Annotated in this window: 16 protein-coding genes; 10 read left to right on the top strand and 6 right to left on the bottom strand. The window is 59.8% G+C overall.

Translation table 11 applies throughout. The annotated features are described in order from the left end of the window. Window positions 1-38: 38 nt before the first annotated feature. Together hemB and ppk1 are read left to right on the top strand one after the other, a co-directional pair. Window positions 39-1,052: a porphobilinogen synthase gene (gene hemB, locus U6037_RS28010; protein ID WP_150749815.1), complete on the top strand. Its 1,014-nt coding sequence runs from the start codon at window positions 39-41 to the stop codon at window positions 1,050-1,052. Window positions 1,053-1,070: 18 nt separating this feature from the next. Continuing rightward, entirely contained in the window at window positions 1,071-3,296 is a 2,226-nt protein-coding gene (gene ppk1 / locus U6037_RS28005; protein WP_322845209.1) for a polyphosphate kinase 1, read from the top strand. Between the two features lie 258 nt (window positions 3,297-3,554). Here the strand turns inward: ppk1 and ppx are convergent, their stop codons facing one another. The 5 genes from ppx to U6037_RS27980 all read right to left on the bottom strand — a co-directional run bounded on the left by ppx (window position 3,555) and on the right by U6037_RS27980 (window position 8,111). After that, window positions 3,555-5,057, bottom strand: a complete 1,503-nt coding sequence (gene ppx, locus U6037_RS28000; protein ID WP_016985904.1) for an exopolyphosphatase — start codon at window positions 5,055-5,057, stop codon at window positions 3,555-3,557. A 207-nt stretch (window positions 5,058-5,264) separates the two neighbouring features. Beyond that, window positions 5,265-6,002 carry an amino acid ABC transporter ATP-binding protein gene (locus U6037_RS27995; protein WP_007911148.1) on the bottom strand — a complete coding sequence of 246 codons (738 nt, stop codon included), beginning with the start codon at window positions 6,000-6,002 and terminating at the stop codon, window positions 5,265-5,267. Continuing rightward, window positions 5,989-6,639, bottom strand: coding sequence for an amino acid ABC transporter permease (locus U6037_RS27990; RefSeq protein WP_110718085.1), 651 nt, complete (start codon window positions 6,637-6,639; stop codon window positions 5,989-5,991). Before U6037_RS27990 ends, U6037_RS27995 begins: the two co-directional genes overlap by 14 nt. Continuing rightward, window positions 6,636-7,304: an amino acid ABC transporter permease gene (locus U6037_RS27985; RefSeq protein ID WP_322845208.1), complete on the bottom strand. Its 669-nt coding sequence runs from the start codon at window positions 7,302-7,304 to the stop codon at window positions 6,636-6,638. The genes U6037_RS27990 and U6037_RS27985 overlap by 4 nt, the downstream gene beginning before the upstream one ends. A 21-nt stretch (window positions 7,305-7,325) precedes the next feature. Next, complete coding sequence (locus U6037_RS27980; RefSeq protein WP_322845207.1) at window positions 7,326-8,111, bottom strand: transporter substrate-binding domain-containing protein; 786 nt, start codon at window positions 8,109-8,111, stop codon at window positions 7,326-7,328. A 256-nt stretch (window positions 8,112-8,367) separates the two neighbouring features. On the opposite strand from U6037_RS27980, the gene U6037_RS27975 reads away from it, so the two are divergent. The 7 genes from U6037_RS27975 (at window position 8,368) to U6037_RS27945 (ending at window position 16,505) form a co-directional block, all read left to right on the top strand. Beyond that, a complete protein-coding gene (locus tag U6037_RS27975) occupies window positions 8,368-9,075 on the top strand; it encodes a FadR/GntR family transcriptional regulator (protein WP_064116362.1) in 708 nt (235 codons plus the stop codon). A gap of 120 nt (window positions 9,076-9,195) precedes the next feature. Next, window positions 9,196-9,525 (top strand): thioredoxin TrxA, encoded by a 330-nt coding sequence (gene trxA, locus U6037_RS27970; RefSeq protein WP_003206727.1) that lies wholly within the window; start codon window positions 9,196-9,198, stop codon window positions 9,523-9,525. Between the two features lie 251 nt (window positions 9,526-9,776). Continuing rightward, a complete protein-coding gene (gene rho / locus U6037_RS27965; RefSeq protein WP_003229334.1) occupies window positions 9,777-11,036 on the top strand; it encodes a transcription termination factor Rho in 1,260 nt (419 codons plus the stop codon). A gap of 126 nt (window positions 11,037-11,162) precedes the next feature. Next, the gene (locus U6037_RS27960; RefSeq protein WP_322845206.1) at window positions 11,163-13,124 is read left to right on the top strand and encodes an acyltransferase family protein; all 1,962 of its coding nucleotides are present in this window, start codon (window positions 11,163-11,165) and stop codon (window positions 13,122-13,124) included. 80 nt (window positions 13,125-13,204) lie between these two features. Continuing rightward, window positions 13,205-14,671, top strand: a complete 1,467-nt coding sequence (gene ubiD, locus U6037_RS27955) for a 4-hydroxy-3-polyprenylbenzoate decarboxylase (RefSeq protein WP_322845205.1) — start codon at window positions 13,205-13,207, stop codon at window positions 14,669-14,671. Next, window positions 14,671-15,639, top strand: a complete 969-nt coding sequence (locus U6037_RS27950; RefSeq protein ID WP_016985911.1) for a CDP-6-deoxy-delta-3,4-glucoseen reductase — start codon at window positions 14,671-14,673, stop codon at window positions 15,637-15,639. Before ubiD ends, U6037_RS27950 begins: the two co-directional genes overlap by 1 nt. 197 nt (window positions 15,640-15,836) lie before the next feature. Continuing rightward, window positions 15,837-16,505, top strand: coding sequence for a gamma-glutamylcyclotransferase (locus tag U6037_RS27945; protein WP_008081415.1), 669 nt, complete (start codon window positions 15,837-15,839; stop codon window positions 16,503-16,505). Here the strand turns inward: U6037_RS27945 and glpT are convergent. After that, window positions 16,481-17,830 (bottom strand): glycerol-3-phosphate transporter, encoded by a 1,350-nt coding sequence (glpT, locus tag U6037_RS27940; protein WP_016985912.1) that lies wholly within the window; start codon window positions 17,828-17,830, stop codon window positions 16,481-16,483. The genes U6037_RS27945 and glpT overlap by 25 nt on opposite strands. 224 nt (window positions 17,831-18,054) lie before the next feature. On the opposite strand from glpT, the gene U6037_RS27935 reads away from it, so the two are divergent. Further along, window positions 18,055-18,684: a flagellar basal body-associated protein FliL gene (locus U6037_RS27935; RefSeq protein ID WP_322845204.1), complete on the top strand. Its 630-nt coding sequence runs from the start codon at window positions 18,055-18,057 to the stop codon at window positions 18,682-18,684. Window positions 18,685-18,689: the final 5 nt, after the last annotated feature.

Here is an 18,689-nt window from a genome sequence, read left to right as displayed (position 1 = left end):
GTCACGCTCGCCCGTTTGCGCGGGCTCAGGAGTCCGCCGTGAGCTTTACCCCAGCCAACCGTCTGTTCCCTGCCACGCGCCTGCGCCGCAATCGTCGTGATGATTTTTCGCGTCGGCTGGTGCGGGAAAATGTGCTGACGGTCGATGATCTAATCCTGCCGGTGTTCGTGCTCGACGGTGAGAATCGCCGCGAAGCCGTGGCCTCGATGCCCGGGGTAGAGCGGCTGACTATCGATCTGCTGCTCGAAGAAGCGGCCAAATGGGTCGAGCTGGGGATTCCGGCGCTGGCGCTGTTCCCGGTCACACCTCCTGAACTGAAATCCCTCGACGCCGCTGAAGCCTGGAACCCCGAAGGCATCGCCCAGCGCGCCACCCGCGCGCTGCGTGAGCGTTTCCCGGAACTGGGTGTCATTACCGATGTCGCGCTTGACCCGTTCACCACCCACGGCCAGGACGGCATACTCGATGAAGCGGGCTACGTGCAGAACGACATCACTGTCGACGCACTGGTCCGTCAGGCCTTGTCCCATGCCGAAGCTGGCGCTCAGGTTGTCGCGCCGTCGGACATGATGGACGGTCGCATTCAGGCGATTCGCGAAGCGCTGGAAATCGCCGGTCACGTCAACGTGCGGATCATGGCCTACTCGGCCAAGTACGCCAGCGCCTATTACGGCCCGTTCCGCGATGCGGTCGGTTCGGCATCGAACCTCGGCAAGGCCAACAAGGCCTCTTATCAGATGGACCCGGCCAACAGCGACGAAGCGCTGCACGAAGTCGGTGCAGACTTGTCTGAAGGCGCGGACATGGTCATGGTCAAACCGGGCATGCCCTACCTGGACATTCTTTTCCGGGTAAAAGATGCCTTCAAAGTGCCGACCTTCGTCTATCAGGTTAGCGGCGAATACGCCATGCATATGGCGGCGATCCAGAATGGCTGGTTGAGCGAGGCGGTGATTCTCGAATCACTGACCGCCTTTAAACGTGCCGGCGCTGATGGCATCCTGACTTACTTTGCTGTCCGCGCCGCTCAATTGTTACGAGAGCAGAAATAGCCCTCCCAGGAACATTCAATGAATACCGAAGGACTCACGGAAGTTGCAGTAAAAGAAGCTCAACCGGTGGTCGAGCAAATCACCGAGACCCCGCCGGAACTGGAGCCTGCGCCACCCGCGCCGGCGGCCGAACCTGCGGCGGCGGTGCCGGCGATTGCCATTCCGGGCCTGGATGACAGCAGCCTGTACATCCACCGCGAGCTCTCGCAACTGCAATTCAACATCCGCGTGCTGGAACAGGCGCTGGACGAGTCCTATCCGTTGCTGGAGCGCTTGAAGTTCCTGCTGATCTTTTCCAGCAACCTCGACGAATTCTTTGAAATCCGTGTCGCCGGCCTGAAGAAGCAGATCACCTTCGCCCGTGAGCAGGCGGGTGCCGATGGTCTGCAACCGCATCAAGCACTGGCACGGATCAGCGAGCTGGTTCACGGTCACGTTGACCGTCAGTACGCGATCCTCAACGACATTCTGCTGCCAGAGCTGGAAAAGCATCAGGTGCGCTTCATCCGGCGCCGCAACTGGACGGTCAAGCTCAAGACTTGGGTACGCCGCTATTTCCGCGACGAGATCGCGCCGATCATCACCCCGATCGGCCTCGACCCGACGCACCCGTTCCCGTTGCTGGTGAACAAGAGCCTGAACTTCATCGTCGAACTGGAAGGTATCGACGCCTTTGGTCGCGATTCCGGTCTGGCGATTATCCCGGCGCCGCGCTTGCTGCCACGGATCATCAAGGTGCCGGAAGAAGTCGGCGGTCCCGGCGACAATTACGTGTTCCTGTCGTCGATGATCCACGCCCACGCCGATGACCTGTTCCAGGGCATGAAGGTCAAGGGCTGCTACCAGTTCCGCCTGACCCGAAACGCCGACCTGGCGCTCGACTCCGAAGACGTCGAAGACCTGGCCCGCGCGCTGCGTGGTGAGCTGTTCTCGCGTCGTTACGGTGATGCAGTGCGTCTGGAAGTCGCTGACACCTGCCCGAAACACCTCTCGGACTACCTGCTCAAGCAGTTCAATCTGAGTGAGAGCGAGCTGTATCAGGTCAACGGCCCGGTCAACCTGACGCGGCTGTTCAGCATCACCGGCCTGGACAGTCATCCGGAGCTGCAATACACGCCGTTCACCCCGCAGATCCCGAAACTGCTGCAGAACAGCGAAAACATTTTCAGCGTGGTCAGCAAGCAGGACATCCTCTTGCTGCACCCGTTCGAGTCGTTCACCCCGGTGGTCGACCTGCTGCGTCAGGCGGCGAAAGACCCGCACGTTCTCGCTGTGCGCCAGACCCTTTATCGCTCCGGCGCCAACTCCGAGATCGTCGATGCGCTGGTCGATGCCGCGCGTAACGGCAAGGAAGTCACGGCGGTCATCGAGTTGCGTGCGCGGTTCGACGAAGAATCCAACCTGCAACTGGCCAGCCGTCTGCAAGCGGCCGGTGCGGTAGTGATTTACGGTGTGGTTGGCTTCAAGACCCACGCCAAGATGATGCTGATCCTGCGTCGCGAGGCCGGCGAGATCGTGCGTTACGCGCACCTCGGCACCGGTAACTACCACGCCGGCAACGCCCGTCTCTATACCGACTACAGCTTGCTGACCTCCGACGACGCTTTGTGTGAAGACGTCGGCAAACTGTTCAGCCAGCTGATCGGCATGGGTAAAACCCTGCGCATGAAGAAGTTGCTGCATGCGCCGTTTACCCTGAAGAAGGGCATGCTCGACATGATTGCCCGCGAGACCCAGTTCGCTGTTGAAGGCAAGCCGGCGCACATCATTGCCAAGTTCAATTCGCTGACCGATCCGAAGATCATCCGCGCGCTGTACAAGGCCAGCCAGTCGGGTGTGCGCATCGACCTGGTGGTGCGCGGCATGTGCTGCCTGCGTCCGGGGATTGCCGGGGTTTCGCACAACATTCATGTGCGCTCGATCATTGGCCGCTTCCTGGAGCACACACGTGTTTTCTACTTCCTCAATGGTGGCGACGAGCAGATGTTCCTCTCCAGCGCCGACTGGATGGAGCGCAACCTCGACAAGCGCGTCGAGACTTGCTTCCCGGTGGAAGGCAAGAAACTGCTGACCCGCGTGAAAAAAGAGCTGGAGTTGTATTTGACTGACAACACTCATAGCTGGAGCTTGCAGTCGGATGGCCGATACATTCGCAACACGCCGACGGGTAACCAGAACCCGCGTAGCGCGCAGGCGACGTTGCTGGAGCGGTTGGGCAGCCCGATCTTGCCGGTGAGCAGCTAAAGCCAAGAGCAAGAGCCCCTCACCCTAGCCCTCTCCCGGAGGGAGAGGGGACTGACCGGGTTGGATGGGCGAGTTACGCCGACCTGAACTACCGAGTCGAACTCAGGCCTTGAAGCCAACGGAGATCGGCTCCCTCTCCCTCGGGAGAGGGCTGGGGTGAGGGGGAAGGTTCACCTCTTCACTCAAGTCGAACCCAATAAAAAGGCGATCCCTGCGGATCGCCTTTTTTATACCTGTCATTCACAAATTTGCTGGGTATCAGTGAACAGTCAGCACAATCCCCACCCGCGTCAGCCAATCCGCCTCAAGCCCGAAATCCGCCTGAGTCAGCTGATTCTCATCCAGCCAGTTCTCCGGGAATTCCACATCCAAGGTGTTGCCCTTGGCATGCAGCACCACCTGCGGCATCGCCTGCGTGCCACGAATGTGGTGGAACAGAATCGCAAAGCGCAGCAGCACGCACAGGCGAATCAGCTTGTCGCCGTCGTCGCCAAAGTCAGCAAACTTGTCCTTGGGAATATTACGGCGATGGCCGCGCACCAGCAGGGCGAGCATCTGTTGGTCTTCGCGAGAGAAACCGGCAAGGTCCGAGTGCTCGATCAGGTAAGCGCCGTGCTTGTGGTAATGATAGTGAGCGATATCGAGGCCGACTTCGTGCACTTTCGCCGCCCAGCCAAGGAGTTCGCGCCAGATGCCGTCGTCCAGCTCCCAGTCCACCGCGACTTGATCGAACGCGTGCAAGGCTTTGCGTTCGACCCGTGCCGCCTGCTCGAGGTCGACGTGATAACGCTCCATCAGCGAGGTCAGGGTACGTTCGCGCACGTCCTCGTGATGATGCCGGCCGAGCAGGTCGTACAGCACGCCTTCACGCAGCGCGCCGTCGCAGTGGTCCATGCGTTGCAGTTCGAGGGCGTCGAAAATCGCCTCGAGAATCGCCAGACCCGCCGGGAAAATGGTCCGGCGATCCGGTTTGATGCCTTCAAAATCGATCTTGTCGACGTCACCGAGCTTGAACAGCCGGCGCTTGAGCCAGGCCAGACCTTCGGCGTTCACTTCGCCAGTGCCGTGTCCGCCGGCCTTCAGCGCCAGGCCGATGGCGCGGATGGTGCCCGAGGAACCGATGGCTTCATCCCAGGTCAGGCGGTGCAGGGCGTGTTCGATGCTCATAATCTCCAGCCGCGCCGCCGTGTACGCCTGGGCGTAGCGGGCCGGGGTGATCTTGCCGTCCTTGAAGTAGCGCTGGGTGAAGCTGACGCAGCCCATCTGCAGGCTTTCGCGCAGCAGCGGCTCGAAGCGCTGACCAATGATGAACTCGGTACTGCCGCCGCCGATGTCGGCGACCAGGCGTTTGCCCGGGGTGTCGGCAAGGGTGTGCGACACGCCCAGATAGATCAGGCGCGCTTCTTCACGACCGGAGATGACTTCCACCGGGTGGCCGAGGATTTCTTCGGCGCGGTGGATGAATTCGAGGCGGTTGCGCGCTTCACGCAAAGCGTTGGTGCCAACGATGCGCACGGCGCCGAGCGGCATACCGTTGATCAGTTGGGCAAAGCGCTTGAGGCAATCGAGGCCGCGCTGCATCGATTCTTCGTTGAGCTTGCGCTCATCGTCGATGCCAGCGGCCAGTTGAACCTTCTCGCCGAGGCGCTCGAGAATGCGGATTTCGCCGTTCTGGGCCTTGGCCACGACCATGTGAAAGCTGTTCGAGCCCAGGTCGATTGCGGCGATCAGGGACAGATTCTTGGCTTGGGATTGCGGCATGGTCAGGGGGTCTCGGTCGATAACCTCGACATCGTGCCACGATCAAACGCTGGCGCCAACGCGCACGGTTCAAACCGTTGATTCAGCGCAGAAAGTCGGTGACCGCTGCGCGGTCAATCGCGAGCAGGCTCACTCCTACAGGTGAACGCATTCCGATGTAGGAGTGAGCCTGCTCGCGATGAGGGCCTGGAAGCCCCTGTATTTCTCTCAGGCTGTTGCTTCAACTGTGCCAATGAAGTTCGCCAGCTCCGCCGTCTGCGGATTGGCAAACAACACCTTCGGATCCCCCACCTCATGCACCTTGCCATGGTGCATGAACACCAGTTTGTCGCCGACCTCGCGGGCAAAACGCATTTCGTGGGTGACCATGATCAATGTCATGCCTTCCTTGGCCAGTTGCCGAACCACGCTGAGCACTTCGTTGACCAGTTCCGGGTCGAGCGCCGAGGTGATCTCGTCGCAGAGCAACACTTTCGGCGACATCGCCAGTGCCCGGGCAATCGCTACTCGCTGCTGCTGGCCGCCGGAAAGTCGATCCGGGAAGGCATCGAATTTTTCCCCGAGGCCAACCCGTTCCAGCATCTCTCGCGCCAGTTCCGCTGCCTTGGCTTTCGGCACTTTCTGCACCACCTGCGGCGCGAGCATGACGTTTTCGCCCACGGTCAGGTGCGGGAACAGATTGAACTGCTGAAACACCATGCCGACCTTCTGTCGCAGGCTGCGCAGATCAGCGCGGGCGGCGTCGAGGTATTCGCCGTCGACTTCGATCACGCCGTCGTTGATCGATTCCAGACCATTAAGCGTGCGCAGCAGGGTGGATTTGCCCGAGCCGCTGCGGCCGATGATTGCCACGACCTGGCCTTCCTCGACGCTGAGGTCGATGCCTTTGAGCACGTGGTGATCGCCGTAGTATTTATGCAGGGCGGAAATTCTAAGCAGAGGCATGCAGTCTCCTTTCCAGGTAGCGCGCACTGAGGGACAAGGGGTAGCAGAGCAGGAAGTAGCCGAGGGCGACGAGGCCGTAGACCATGAACGGTTCAAATGTGGCGTTGGCGAGCATGCCGCCGGTCTTGGTCAGCTCGGTGAAACCGATGATCGAGGTGACGGCGGTGCCTTTGACCACTTGCACCGAGAAACCCACGGTCGGCGCCACGGCAATGCGCAGCGCTTGCGGCAGGATCACGTAGCGCAGTTGCTCCAGCGGATTGAGCGCCAGACTTGCCGAGGCTTCCCACTGGCCGTTGGAGATCGACTCGACGCAGCCGCGCCAGATCTCTGCCAGATAGGCGCTGGTGAACAGGGTCAGGGCAATCGCTGCGGCCATCCACGGTGAAATCTCGATCCCGGCCAGGGCCACGCCGAAGAACACCAGAAACAGCTGCATCAACAGCGGCGTGCCCTGGAACAGTTCGATCCAGGTACGGGCGATGTTGCTCGACAGAGGATTTTTCGAGATGCGCATGATCAGGATCAGCAACCCGACGAGGCCGCCGCCAATAAACGCCACCAGCGACAACGCCAGCGTCCATTGCAGGCCGACGAGCAGGTTGCGCAGGATGTCCCAGAAGGTGAAATCGCTCATGCGCGGCTCCTGCTGATGTAGCGCCGGCCGATCCAGTTCAGCAGTTGGCGAATCAGCAGCGCCATGCACAGGTAGATCAGCGTGGTCAGCGCGTAGGTTTCAAAAGCGCGGAAGTTGCGCGACTGAATGAAGTTGGCAGCGAAGCTCAATTCTTCGGTGGCGATTTGCGAACACACCGCCGATCCGAGCATGACGATGATGATCTGGCTGCTCAGCGCCGGCCAGACCTTGCCCAGCGCCGGCAGCAGCACCACATTGCGGAACGCCTCGAAGCGCGTCATCGCCAATGCCGCTGCGGCTTCCAGTTGCCCGCGCGGAATCGCCTGAATGCCGGCGCGGATGATCTCGGTCGAATAGGCACCGAGGTTGATTACCATCGCCAGCACCGCCGCCTGCCACTCGGAAATCTGCACGCCCAGCGACGGCAGGCCGAAGAAGATGAAGAACAACTGCACCAGAAACGGCGTATTGCGGATCAACTCGACGTAGACGCCGAAGATCGCCGAGAACGGGCGGATGTTCCACGCCCGCACCAACGCCCCGACAATCCCGACGCCGACCCCGAGCAACGCACCGATGGCTGTCAGCTCAAGGGTGAACAGCGCCCCGCGCAGCAGCAGGTCGGTGTTTTCCACCACCGGCATGAAATCGAACTGATAAGCCATGAAGGTCTCCCGCGCAGTCGATCAGAGATCGGCCGGCAGCGGCTCTTTCAGCCAGGTCTGCGAATTCTTTTCCAGTGCGCCGTCAGCCTTGGCGGTGGTCAGGATGTCGTTGACCTTGGCCAGCAGCGCCGCTTCGTTCTTGTTCACGCCGACGTAGACCGGTGAATCCTTGAGCTTCACTTTCAGCGCCGGTACGCGTTTCGGGTTCTTTTCGCTGATCGCGACCATCACCACGTTGCCGCTGGCGATGAGGTCGACCTGACCGGCGAGGTAGGCGGCGATGGTCGAGTTGTTGTCTTCGAAGCGCTTGATGGTCACGCCTTCAGGGGCGACTTTGGTCAGTTCGATGTCTTCGATGGCGCCACGGGTGACGCTGATGGTTTTGCCCTTGAGGTCGTCGAGGCTGACGATCGCAGCGTCTGGCGGGCCGAACACGGCGAGGTAGAACGGTGCGTAGGCGCGGGAGAAATCGATGACTTTCTCGCGCTCGGGGTTCTTGCCGAGGCTGGAGATCACCAGGTCGACTTTGCCGGTAGTGAGGAACGGGATGCGGTTGGTGCTGTTGACCGGGGTCAGTTCGAGTTTGACCTTGAGTTGATCGGCCAGCAGTTTCGCGGTGTCGATGTCCAGACCGCGAGGTTTCATGTCCGGGCCGACCGAGCCGAACGGTGGGAAGTCCTGCGGCACTGCGACTTTCAGCGTGCCGCGTTTGACCACGTCGTCGAGTCCATCGGCGTGAGCGGGGATCTGGCTGAGCAGCAGACTGGAAAACAGGGCGGCGAGGAGGGCGCTGTAACGCTTGGTCATGAACAATCTCCGGATCGGCGGGAAGTGATTTCTGCGTTCGGACAGAGCATGGGCCGTGCCAATACGTGGCTTTCGTCGTGGCAGGCCACGGTTTCAGCGGGTTTGTTCGGTCTTACTGGTCTGAACAGTCAGGTTGTTTTTCGCACCGCTATCGCGCATCGCTCCGCAGCACCGAACCCCGCTGGGGCATGACTTGCCGGACTCGACGAATAGCTTTACAACTAGCCGCACATTGGCCTGGCGCGTCTGAAAAACCATGAACTCGATTTCCCGTGCGGTACCCGAAGTGGCGCTGCAAGCAATCCGCAAACTGATCACCGAACAGGGTTTCGGTGCGGGCGACGCCTTGCCGTCGCAACGGGATCTGGCGCTGCAACTGGGCGTCAGCCGGGCGTCGTTGCGTGAGGCGTTGTCGTCGTTGAGCGCGCTGGGAGTGGTCAGTATTCAGCCGGGCAAAGGCGTGTTCGTGCAGTCGCCAGTGGAGCTGTCGCGCGGCGACAGCGCGCCGGGTTGGTCGTTTGCGGCGCAGGCGTCGCCGCTGGATATCTTTCAATTGCGCTATGCGCTCGAAGGGTTTGCCGCCGGGCTGGCGGCGGTGACGTTGAGCACGTTCGATCTGGATGCGCTGGAAGACAATGTCGCGGCCATGCGCGAGCAATTGAAGGTCGGCGACTTTGAAGCGGCGGCGAAACTCGACTTCGAATTCCACCGACGAATCCTGTTGGCCAGCGGCAATCAGGCGATGCTGAGCATCCTCACCGCCAGCGCCGAGATGTTCCTTGAGAGCCAGAAACTACCGTTCATCCGCGCCGAACGTGCGATGGAAACCTGGCAGGAACACCGCAAGATCCTCCGGGCCCTCGCGCGCCGAGCGTCGGGTGCGGCGCAAAAAGCCATGCAGGAACACGTGCGCAACGCCGCCCTGCGTACCGGAATTTCCTTCATTGCCCCCGCCACGGCGTGACTTGAGCTATACCCAAACTCATCGAGTGCCATAGCAAGACTCAATCAACTGCGGCTTCCTGAACAGGGGAAGGGCGGCTATGATGGGCCACGTTTTTTTGCTTACAACCTGGAGAATTCCATGAGCAGCGATCTTATCAAACACGTTAGCGACGCTAGCTTCGAAGCCGACGTACTCAAGGCCGAAGGCGCTGTCCTGGTCGATTACTGGGCTGAATGGTGCGGTCCTTGCAAAATGATCGCTCCGGTTCTGGACGAGATTGCCGAGACTTACAAAGGCAAGCTGACCGTTGCCAAACTGAACATCGACGAAAACCAGGAAACCCCGGCCAAGCACGGCGTGCGTGGTATCCCGACCCTGATGCTGTTCAAGAACGGCAACGTTGAAGCGACCAAGGTCGGCGCTCTGTCGAAGTCGCAATTGGCTGCTTTCCTCGACGCCAACATCTAAGCGTCGCTGTAAAGTGCCTGAAAAAAAGCCCCGCAAAATAGCGGGGCTTTTTGCGTATTCAGGGCTAGACGCTCCGAAACTCAGGTGGTACATTCGGCCCCGCACTGGTTTCTCCATTGCCCCCTGCTAGCCGTCGCCGACGCACTCCTTTTCGAATTAGTTCGCGATCCTGTCGCCTTCTCCGCGGCGCGGCCTCATTAAGCCAAAAGCTTAATTTCCCCCCCCTCCATAAATGATTACGTCATTCCTATATGAATCTGACTGAACTCAAGCAAAAGCCGATTACCGAACTGCTCGAATTGGCCGAACAGATGGGCATAGAAAATATGGCCCGTTCGCGCAAGCAGGACGTGATTTTCTCCCTGCTGAAAAAGCACGCGAAAAGCGGCGAGGAAATCTCCGGTGATGGCGTGCTGGAGATTCTCCAGGACGGCTTCGGCTTCCTGCGCTCCGCTGACGCTTCCTACCTGGCCGGCCCGGACGATATCTACGTCTCGCCAAGCCAGATCCGCCGCTTCAACTTGCGCACCGGTGACACCATCGTTGGCAAGATCCGCCCTCCGAAGGAAGGCGAGCGGTATTTCGCTCTGCTCAAGGTCGACACGATCAACTTCGATCGTCCCGAGAACGCGAAAAACAAGATTCTCTTCGAGAACCTGACCCCGCTGTTCCCGACCGTGCGCATGAAGATGGAAGCCGGTAATGGTTCCACCGAAGACTTGACCGGTCGTGTGATCGACCTGTGCGCTCCGATCGGCAAAGGCCAGCGTGGTCTGATCGTCGCACCGCCGAAAGCCGGTAAAACGATCATGCTGCAGAACATCGCAGCGAACATCGCCCGTAACAATCCTGAAGTTCACCTGATCGTGCTGCTGATCGATGAGCGTCCGGAAGAAGTGACCGAAATGCAGCGCACCGTGCGCGGCGAAGTGGTTGCCTCGACCTTCGACGAGCCGCCGACCCGTCACGTGCAGGTTGCCGAAATGGTGATCGAGAAGGCCAAGCGCCTGGTCGAGCACAAGAAAGACGTGGTGATCCTGCTCGACTCCATCACCCGTCTGGCCCGTGCCTACAACACCGTGATCCCGAGCTCCGGCAAGGTATTGACCGGTGGTGTCGATGCTCACGCCCTGGAGAAGCCAAAGCGTTTCTTCGGTGCTGCGCGTAACATCGAAGAAGGCGGCTCGCTGACCATTATCGCCACCGCGCTGGTTGAAACCGGCTCGAAGATGGACGAAGTGATCTACGAAGAGTTCAAGGGTACCGGCAACATGGAACTGCCTCTGGATCGCAAGATCGCCGAGAAGCGCGTGTTCCCTGCGATCAACATCAACCGCTCCGGCACTCGCCGCGAAGAGTTGCTGACCGCCGACGACGAACTGCAGCGCATGTGGATTCTGCGCAAGCTGCTGCACCCGATGGATGAAGTAGCTGCCATCGAGTTCCTGGTCGACAAACTGAAGACGACCAAGACCAACGACGAGTTCTTCTTGTCGATGAAGCGCAAGTAATACACACGCTGTAAAAAAGAACGCTCCCGAAAGGGGGCGTTTTTTTTGCGTACGCGCTGCATAACTTTCGTAACGCGCTACTGTCCTTGTCTGGAGCGGTTTGTACCTACAAGGATAAGAAAGGTTATGCACACGTTTGGCAATCGCCGTGATATCGACGGATTAAGGGCGCTGGCGGTCATTCCCGTCGTGCTGTTTCATTTCGGCTTCAATACATTCAGCGGCGGCTTTGTCGGCGTCGATGTTTTTTTTGTCATTTCCGGCTTCCTGATCACTTCGATCTTGTTTCGCGAAATCAGCGCACAGCGCTTCAGTTTCCTCGACTTCTGGGGGCGTCGCGCCCGGCGCATCCTGCCGGCGTTGACCGTGGTTGTGGTAGTGACGCTGGCATTGGGCTGGCTGTTGCTGACCGCCAAAGATCTGGCTGAGCTGGGACGGACGATTCGTTACCAGTCGCTGTTCATTTCCAACATCCTGTTCATGCGCGAAGACGGTTACTTCGAGCCCGCCTCGGAGCTCAAGCCGTTGCTGCATACCTGGTCGCTGGCGGTGGAGGAGCAGTACTACATCTTCTTCCCGCTGATGATGGTGCTGATGATGCGCTACGTCCGTCATTGGCGCTGGATGTTGTTTGCCGTGCTGCTGGTGTCGTTCGGCTTGAACATCATCTACATCGAGCGCAGACCTGAATTTGCCTTTTTCGCGCTACCGACCCGTGCCTGGGAGTTGCTCTGCGGGGCGATGCTGGCGGTAATCCCTGTACCCAAGCATGTCGCGCGGCCATGGCTGCGTCAGTCCGTTGGCCTGGCCGGGCTGGCGGCAGTGCTGGTGGCGGTGTTCACTTTCGACAGGACCACGGTGTTCCCGGGCTGGGCGGCGCTGTTGCCGGTATTGGGCACGACGGCGCTGGTCTGGTCGGGCGCACAGGGCCCAACGTGGGCGGGCCGGCTGTTGAGTGTCCGCGTTCTGGTGTGGGTCGGCTTGCTCTCCTATTCGCTGTACCTGTGGCATTGGCCGGTTTACGTGTATGCCAACGCTATCTCCATCGACGGCATCCAGCCGCTGGAGGCGGTCGCGTGGATGGCTCTGGCATTGGCGCTGGCCTGGCTGAGCCTTCGATACATCGAACTGCCGTTTCGTGAGAAGCGTGTGTTTGCCAGCCGTAATTCGGTATTGGTCGGCGGTCTGGTGTCGATCACGGTTCTGGCGATCACCGGCTCGGTGATTCGCTCGGCAGACGGCGTTCCACAGCGTCTGACCGGCAAAGCGCTGGAATATGCGCAATCGCGCGAGTGGAACGCCGGGCAGTCGAAGTGCATGCATTTGAGCACGGACAAGGCGCTGACCAAATCCTGCCTTGTGGGTGGCGATCAGAATATTGCGGCGACAAAAATGTTCTGGGGCGACAGTCACGCCGCTGCATTGTTGCCTGCCATCGAAGGCAATGCCGGGCGCAACGTGCAGCCGGTGTGGTTGTACAGCTTGACCGGGTGCCCGCCGATCATCGATGACCACTTGCGCCCTCAGTGCAAAGACTTCAACCAGCGCAACATGGACCGCGTCACGAGTCTGGGGATCAAGGACGTGGTGTTGGCGGCGAACTGGAGCCTTTACGTTTATGGTCGTGAAGACGGCGATGGCGATCTACAGTTCCTGCTTGATCGCAAGGACAACCCACGCCAGGCAGAGCAGCGCATGGCTGCCGCCCTCAAGGCGCAAGTGGCCGAACTGCGTGAAGCGGGTGTGCAAGTCTGGCTGTTCAAGGAAGTGCCGCTGCAACACAAGAGCTTCATCGACCGTCTGACCAGTCTGGCACGCATCGGTCGTTCGGCAGAAGGTCTCGGTCGCCCGCTCAACGAACACTTGGCTCGCCAGCAGTTTTTCACTTCGTTGTTTGGCTCGATGAGCGCCGCTGATTCCGGCATTCATGTCATCGATCCGACGCCGCTGATGTGCAAGGACGGCTTGTGCGCCATCGATGTCGACGGCCATTCGCAGTACAAGGATGCCGATCATCTTTCGGACGTTGGCAGCGCCAGACTGAGCCCGTTGTTTGCGCCATTGATGCTGGGCACCAGCGACAATTGATTGATGCCAGGCTCTGACGGGCTGCTGTTTGCCCGTCAGAGCAGGTAGGATGTACGCCTATTTTGAGGGTGCCATCGTCAATGAAATTCAAGGATCTTCGGGATTTCGTGCAGCAGCTTGAGCAGCGCGGAGAGTTGAAACGCATCCAGATTCCCGTCTCGCCGGTGCTGGAGATGACCGAGGTGTGCGACCGCACGCTGCGGGCCAAGGGCCCGGCGCTGCTGTTCGAGAAACCCACCGGCTACGACATCCCGGTGCTCGGCAACCTGTTCGGCACCCCTGAGCGGGTGGCGATGGGCATGGGCGCCGAGTCGGTCAGCGAGCTGCGCGAAATCGGTAAGCTGCTGGCGTTCCTCAAGGAACCCGAGCCGCCGAAGGGCTTGAAAGACGCGTGGTCGAAACTGCCGATCTTCCGCAAGATCATCTCGATGGCGCCGAAAGTCGTCAAAGACGCGGTGTGCCAGGAAGTGGTCATCGAAGGCGACGACGTCGACCTCGCGATGCTGCCGGTGCAGACCTGCTGGCCCGGCGACGTCGGCCCGCTGATCACCTGGGGCCTGACCGTCACCAAAGGCCCGAACAAGGAACGCCAGAACCTCGGCATCTACCGTCAGCAAGTGATCGGCCGCAACAAGGTGATCATGCGCTGGCTCAGCCACCGTGGTGGCGCCCTCGACTACCGCGAATGGTGCGAGAAGCATCCGGGGCAGCCGTTCCCGGTGTCAGTGGCCCTTGGCGCGGATCCGGCGACCATCCTTGGTGCGGTGACGCCGGTGCCGGACAGCCTCTCCGAATACGCCTTTGCCGGTCTGCTGCGCGGTAACCGCACCGAACTGGTCAAGTGCCGTGGCAACGACCTGCAAGTGCCGGCCACCGCCGAAATCATCCTCGAAGGCGTGATCCATCCCGGCGAAATGGCTGACGAAGGCCCGTACGGCGACCACACCGGTTATTACAACGAAGTCGACAGCTTCCCGGTGTTCACCGTCGAACGCATCACCCACCGCGTCAAACCGATCTATCACAGCACCTACACCGGCCGTCCGCCAGATGAACCGGCGATCCTCGGTGTGGCGCTGAACGAAGTGTTCGTGCCGATCCTGCAGAAGCAGTTCCCGGAAATCACCGATTTTTACCTGCCGCCGGAAGGCTGCTCGTATCGCATGGCCATCGTGACCATGAAGAAGTCGTATCCGGGGCATGCCAAGCGCGTGATGCTCGGTGTCTGGTCGTTTTTGCGACAGTTCATGTACACCAAGTTCGTTATCGTCACTGACGACGATATCAACGCCCGCGACTGGAACGACGTGATCTGGGCCATCACCACGCGCATGGACCCCAAGCGCGACACGGTGATGATCGATAACACGCCGATCGACTACCTCGACTTCGCCTCGCCGATCTCAGGGTTAGGTTCGAAAATGGGCCTCGATGCCACCCACAAGTGGCCAGGCGAAACCACTCGCGAGTGGGGCCGCGTGATCGTCAAGGACGACGCCGTCACCCAACGGATCGATGCCATCTGGAATCAGTTAGGAATAGATTGATGCGTGTAACCCTGCAGCCCTCCGGAGCAGTGCTTGAGATACAGCCCGGTGAGCGGATTCTCGACGGCGCGCGGCGTCTGGGCTACGAATGCCCGCAAAGCTGCCGCAACGGTAATTGTCATGTGTGTGCGGCGTTGCTGGTTGAAGGCCGCGTCGCGCAGGATGGCAAAGTGCACGACCATGGCGAGTTCTACACTTGCATAGCCGAGCCGCTGGAAGACTGCATCCTGCTGTGGGATGGCGTGCTCGCGCTGGGAGAACTGCCGGTGCGCAGCCTGTCGTGTCAGGTCATCGAATGCCGCGACGTGGGTGGTGATACCTGGCGTGTGCGCCTGCGTGCGCCGGCCGGCAAGCCACCGCGCTATCACGCCGGGCAGTATTTGATGATCGAGCGCGAGAACGGTGAGAAATCAGCGTTCTCCATGGCCTCGGCGCCGCACGGCGGGCGCGATCTGGAAATCCATGTGCTGGCGCGCGAAGCCAGTGCACTGAGCCTGATCGAACAGCTGCAACGCAATGCGATGGTGCGGGTCGAGCTGCCATTCGGTGATACGCATCTGGCCGAGCTGCCGGATGGGCCGTTGGTATTGGTCGCTGCGGGTACTGGCATGGGCCAGATTCACGCCCTGATCGAGCATTGCCGTGCCAACGGCTTCAAACATCCCGTGCATCTGTACTGGGGCGTGCGCCGTCCGGAAGATTTCTATGAGATCGAGCACTGGGACGAATGGCTGAAATTGCCCAACCTGTTCCTGCACAAAGTCGTCAGCGATCAATGCGGTTGGGAAGGGCGCTGCGGCATGCTGCACGAAGCAGTCTGTGAGGACTTCCCTGACCTGAAACCGCTGCACGTTTACGCCAGCGGTTCGCCGGCCATGGTCTACGGCACGCTCGACGCATTGGTCGAAGCCGGGATGGACGCCCATCAAATGCGTGCGGACGTGTTCGCTTACGCTCCCCGCTCCTGATTCCGTTATAACTCTCTATATAGCCGATCGGTATTTATGTAATTGCATAAATACCGCTAGGTTATATATCAATCAGGCAATCAATTAAGAACTGTGCCATGGCACTCAAATTGCCTTAAAACATATGTGCCTTATTGTTACAGCGGTGCGTTCTATTAAGTAATTCTTCACCCGCGGGGAGCTGAACGCTATTCGCCATGAGCGCCATTGAAAACGCTTTTCTGAATTTGAATTACCCTCCGCGGCTCGATCTTGGGCCGCAGCTGACGCACGAACAACTTCTCGCTTCCATGCAATCGACCATGGCGCGCCACAAGGGCGGGCCGGTGTGGCTGTTCGCCTACGGTTCGCTGATCTGGCGGCCGGAGTGTTCAGCGGTGGAACGAGTACGCGGACGCGTGCATGGCTACCATCGCGGTTTGTACCTGTGGTCGCACGAGCACCGTGGTACGCCGGAAATGCCGGGGCTGGTGTTTGGTCTGGATCGTGGCGGTTCTTGCAGCGGCTTTGCTTATCGCTTGCCGGAGGACAATCTTGACGCAGCGCTCTATGCGCTGTGGAAACGCGAGATGCCGGTGCCGTCTTATCGGCCACACTGGCTCAATTGCCGTCTCGCCGACGGTAGCCAGGTGCAGGCCTTGGGATTCGTGTTGGAGCGACACCTGCCCAGCTACGCCGGCAACTTGCCGGATCATGTGCTGAGCCAGGTGTTCGAGAGCGCCAGCGGGCGTTACGGCACCACTCGCGATTATGTCGAGCAGACCGCACACGCCCTGCGCAGCCACGCCATGCCAGACCGAAATCTGGAGGCGCGGCTCAAGCGCTGTCAATCACAGGCCGATCAAGCGACCGCTTCACGGCTCTGACTGGCGACTTGCTTGTGCCACAGCGTTGGGGCCAGGAAGGCCATCGCCAGCAGGCAAGCGCCCACCAGCAGGACAAAACCACCGTCCCAGCCGAAATGGTCAACGGTGTAGCCCATCGCCGCACTGGCCGCGACCGAACCACCGAGATAACCGAACAGGCCAGTGAAACCTGCGGCAGTGCCAGCGGCTTTCTTGGGAGCCAGTTCCAGCGCCTGCAAGCCGATCAGCATTACCGGGCCGTAGATCAGGAAGCCGATCGAGAACAGCGCGATCATGTCGACGGTCGGGTTGCCGGCCGGGTTCAGCCAGTAAACCAGGGTCGCGACGGTCACCAAGGCCATGAACACCATGCCGGTCAGGCCACGGTTGCCTCGGAAGATCTTGTCCGACATCCAGCCGCACAGCAGCGTGCCCGGGATACCCGCCCATTCGTAGAAGAAATAGGCCCACGAGGTTTTATCCACAGTGAAACCCTTGGCTTCTTTCAGGTAGGTCGGTGCCCAGTCCAGCACGCCGTAGCGCAGCAGGTAGACGAAGACGTTGGCCATGGCGATGTACCAGAGCATTTTGTTGCGCAGCACGTATTTGACGAAAATCTCTTTCGCGCTGAATTCGTCTTCGTGGCTGGCGTCGTAGCCTTCCGGGTAATCGTTCTTGTACTTCTCGATCGGCGGCAGGCCAACCGATTGTGGGGTGTCGCGCATGGTGATGAACGCGAACACCGCCACGCCCAGCGCCACGGCTGCCGGTACATAGAAGGCTGCGTGCCAGTCGTTGAACAGGCCCATGCCGAGCAGGAACAGCGGGCCGATCAGACCACCGCCGACGTTATGCGCCACGTTCCACACGGACACCACGCCGCCGCGTTCCTTCTGCGACCACCAGTGCACCATGGTCCGGCCACTTGGCGGCCAACCCATGCCCTGGGCCCAGCCATTGATGAACAGCAGAATGAACATCATGGTCACGCTGGACGTTGCCCAAGGTGCGAAACCGAAAATGAACATCACCCCGGCCGAGACCAGCAGGCCGAACGGCAGGAAGTAGCGCGGGTTGGAACGGTCCGACACCAGGCCCATGAGGAATTTCGACAAGCCGTAGGCAATGGCGATCGCTGACATCGCCAGGCCCAGATCGCCGCGGCTATAGCCTTCGTCGATCAGGTACGGCATGGCCAGGGAGAAATTTTTGCGCAGCAGGTAGTAACCCGCATAGCCAAAGAAAATACCGGCGAAGATCTGCCAGCGCAGACGTCGGTACGTGCTGTCTATTTTTTCTTCAGGCAATGGAGCCTGATGTGCGGCAGGACGAAAGAAAGCAAACATTCAAGAGCTCCAGATTTCTTGTTTTGACTGCGGATGCGAATGTTACAGTTTCGTTACCGAAAATAGCACCGGTTCGCATCGACCAAACAGCGGAAAATGTTGGAAGTCGCGCGTTCCTTTACGAACCTGTCGCTCAGCTGTAAGAACAGGGCGTTTTTGTCGCGCTTGGAATGTTGTGTCTTAGACTCGCGATCTATGGATCGACTGATTTCGCGAGATAAACGATGACCCACAAAGTTCGCAGGTTATTGCCCAGACTGTTGATGGTCGCAGTGGTGACTGTTTCAGTGTTGGCACTGAGCTTCGCCCAAGGTTCTGCGGCGCCAGGCCTGCGCAATGTCACCGTGTTGATCGTTCGTCATGCGGAAAAGCCCGATGTAGGCCGTGAACTCAATGCCCGGGGCGAACAACGCGCCGCAGCCTACGCGAACTATTTCACCTCGTTGCAGCTGGACGACCAGACACTCACACCCCAACGTCTGATCGCTACCGCCGACAGCCCGGAAAGCATCCGACCGCGTCAGACGCTGATCCCACTGTCCCAACGCCTGCAACTGCCCATCGAACAGCCATACGCCAATAACGACGTCGACAAACTGGTCAGCCTGCTGCGCAAGAACAATCAGGCGAAAACCGTGCTGATCGCTTGGCATCACGGCCACATCAATAAACTGATTGCCGCTTTCGGCGGCGATGGACCGGCACTGATCGGTCAGCCGAAATGGCCGGTGGATGTCTACGACTGGCTGATCGTTCTGCGCTTCGATGTCAAGGGAAAGCTTGTTGGGTCACAGAGCGAAAAGGTTCAGGAACATCTGATGCCGGGCGACATTGCGGCGTCGCCCGGTCGTTGAAGAGT

Origin of the sequence: Pseudomonas sp. B33.4 (genome assembly GCF_034555375.1) — a bacterium.
GTDB lineage: Bacteria > Pseudomonadota > Gammaproteobacteria > Pseudomonadales > Pseudomonadaceae > Aquipseudomonas.
Note: the sequence above shows the minus strand (reverse complement) of the source record. Positions and strands in the feature narration are given on the sequence as shown.

Excerpts from the sequence above, each read along its gene's own strand:
- ppk1 (WP_322845209.1), top strand. The coding sequence starts at position 1,071 with ATGAATACCGAAGGACTCACGGAAGTTGCAGTAAAAGAAGCTCAACCG.
- ppx (WP_016985904.1), bottom strand. The coding sequence starts at position 5,057 with ATGCCGCAATCCCAAGCCAAGAATCTGTCCCTGATCGCCGCAATCGAC.
- U6037_RS27995 (WP_007911148.1), bottom strand. The coding sequence starts at position 6,002 with ATGCCTCTGCTTAGAATTTCCGCCCTGCATAAATACTACGGCGATCAC.
- U6037_RS27990 (WP_110718085.1), bottom strand. The coding sequence starts at position 6,639 with ATGAGCGATTTCACCTTCTGGGACATCCTGCGCAACCTGCTCGTCGGC.
- U6037_RS27985 (WP_322845208.1), bottom strand. The coding sequence starts at position 7,304 with ATGGCTTATCAGTTCGATTTCATGCCGGTGGTGGAAAACACCGACCTG.
- U6037_RS27980 (WP_322845207.1), bottom strand. The coding sequence starts at position 8,111 with ATGACCAAGCGTTACAGCGCCCTCCTCGCCGCCCTGTTTTCCAGTCTG.
- U6037_RS27975 (WP_064116362.1), top strand. The coding sequence starts at position 8,368 with ATGAACTCGATTTCCCGTGCGGTACCCGAAGTGGCGCTGCAAGCAATC.
- trxA (WP_003206727.1), top strand. The coding sequence starts at position 9,196 with ATGAGCAGCGATCTTATCAAACACGTTAGCGACGCTAGCTTCGAAGCC.
- rho (WP_003229334.1), top strand. The coding sequence starts at position 9,777 with ATGAATCTGACTGAACTCAAGCAAAAGCCGATTACCGAACTGCTCGAA.
- U6037_RS27960 (WP_322845206.1), top strand. The coding sequence starts at position 11,163 with ATGCACACGTTTGGCAATCGCCGTGATATCGACGGATTAAGGGCGCTG.
- ubiD (WP_322845205.1), top strand. The coding sequence starts at position 13,205 with ATGAAATTCAAGGATCTTCGGGATTTCGTGCAGCAGCTTGAGCAGCGC.
- U6037_RS27950 (WP_016985911.1), top strand. The coding sequence starts at position 14,671 with ATGCGTGTAACCCTGCAGCCCTCCGGAGCAGTGCTTGAGATACAGCCC.
- U6037_RS27945 (WP_008081415.1), top strand. The coding sequence starts at position 15,837 with ATGAGCGCCATTGAAAACGCTTTTCTGAATTTGAATTACCCTCCGCGG.
- glpT (WP_016985912.1), bottom strand. The coding sequence starts at position 17,830 with ATGTTTGCTTTCTTTCGTCCTGCCGCACATCAGGCTCCATTGCCTGAA.
- U6037_RS27935 (WP_322845204.1), top strand. The coding sequence starts at position 18,055 with ATGACCCACAAAGTTCGCAGGTTATTGCCCAGACTGTTGATGGTCGCA.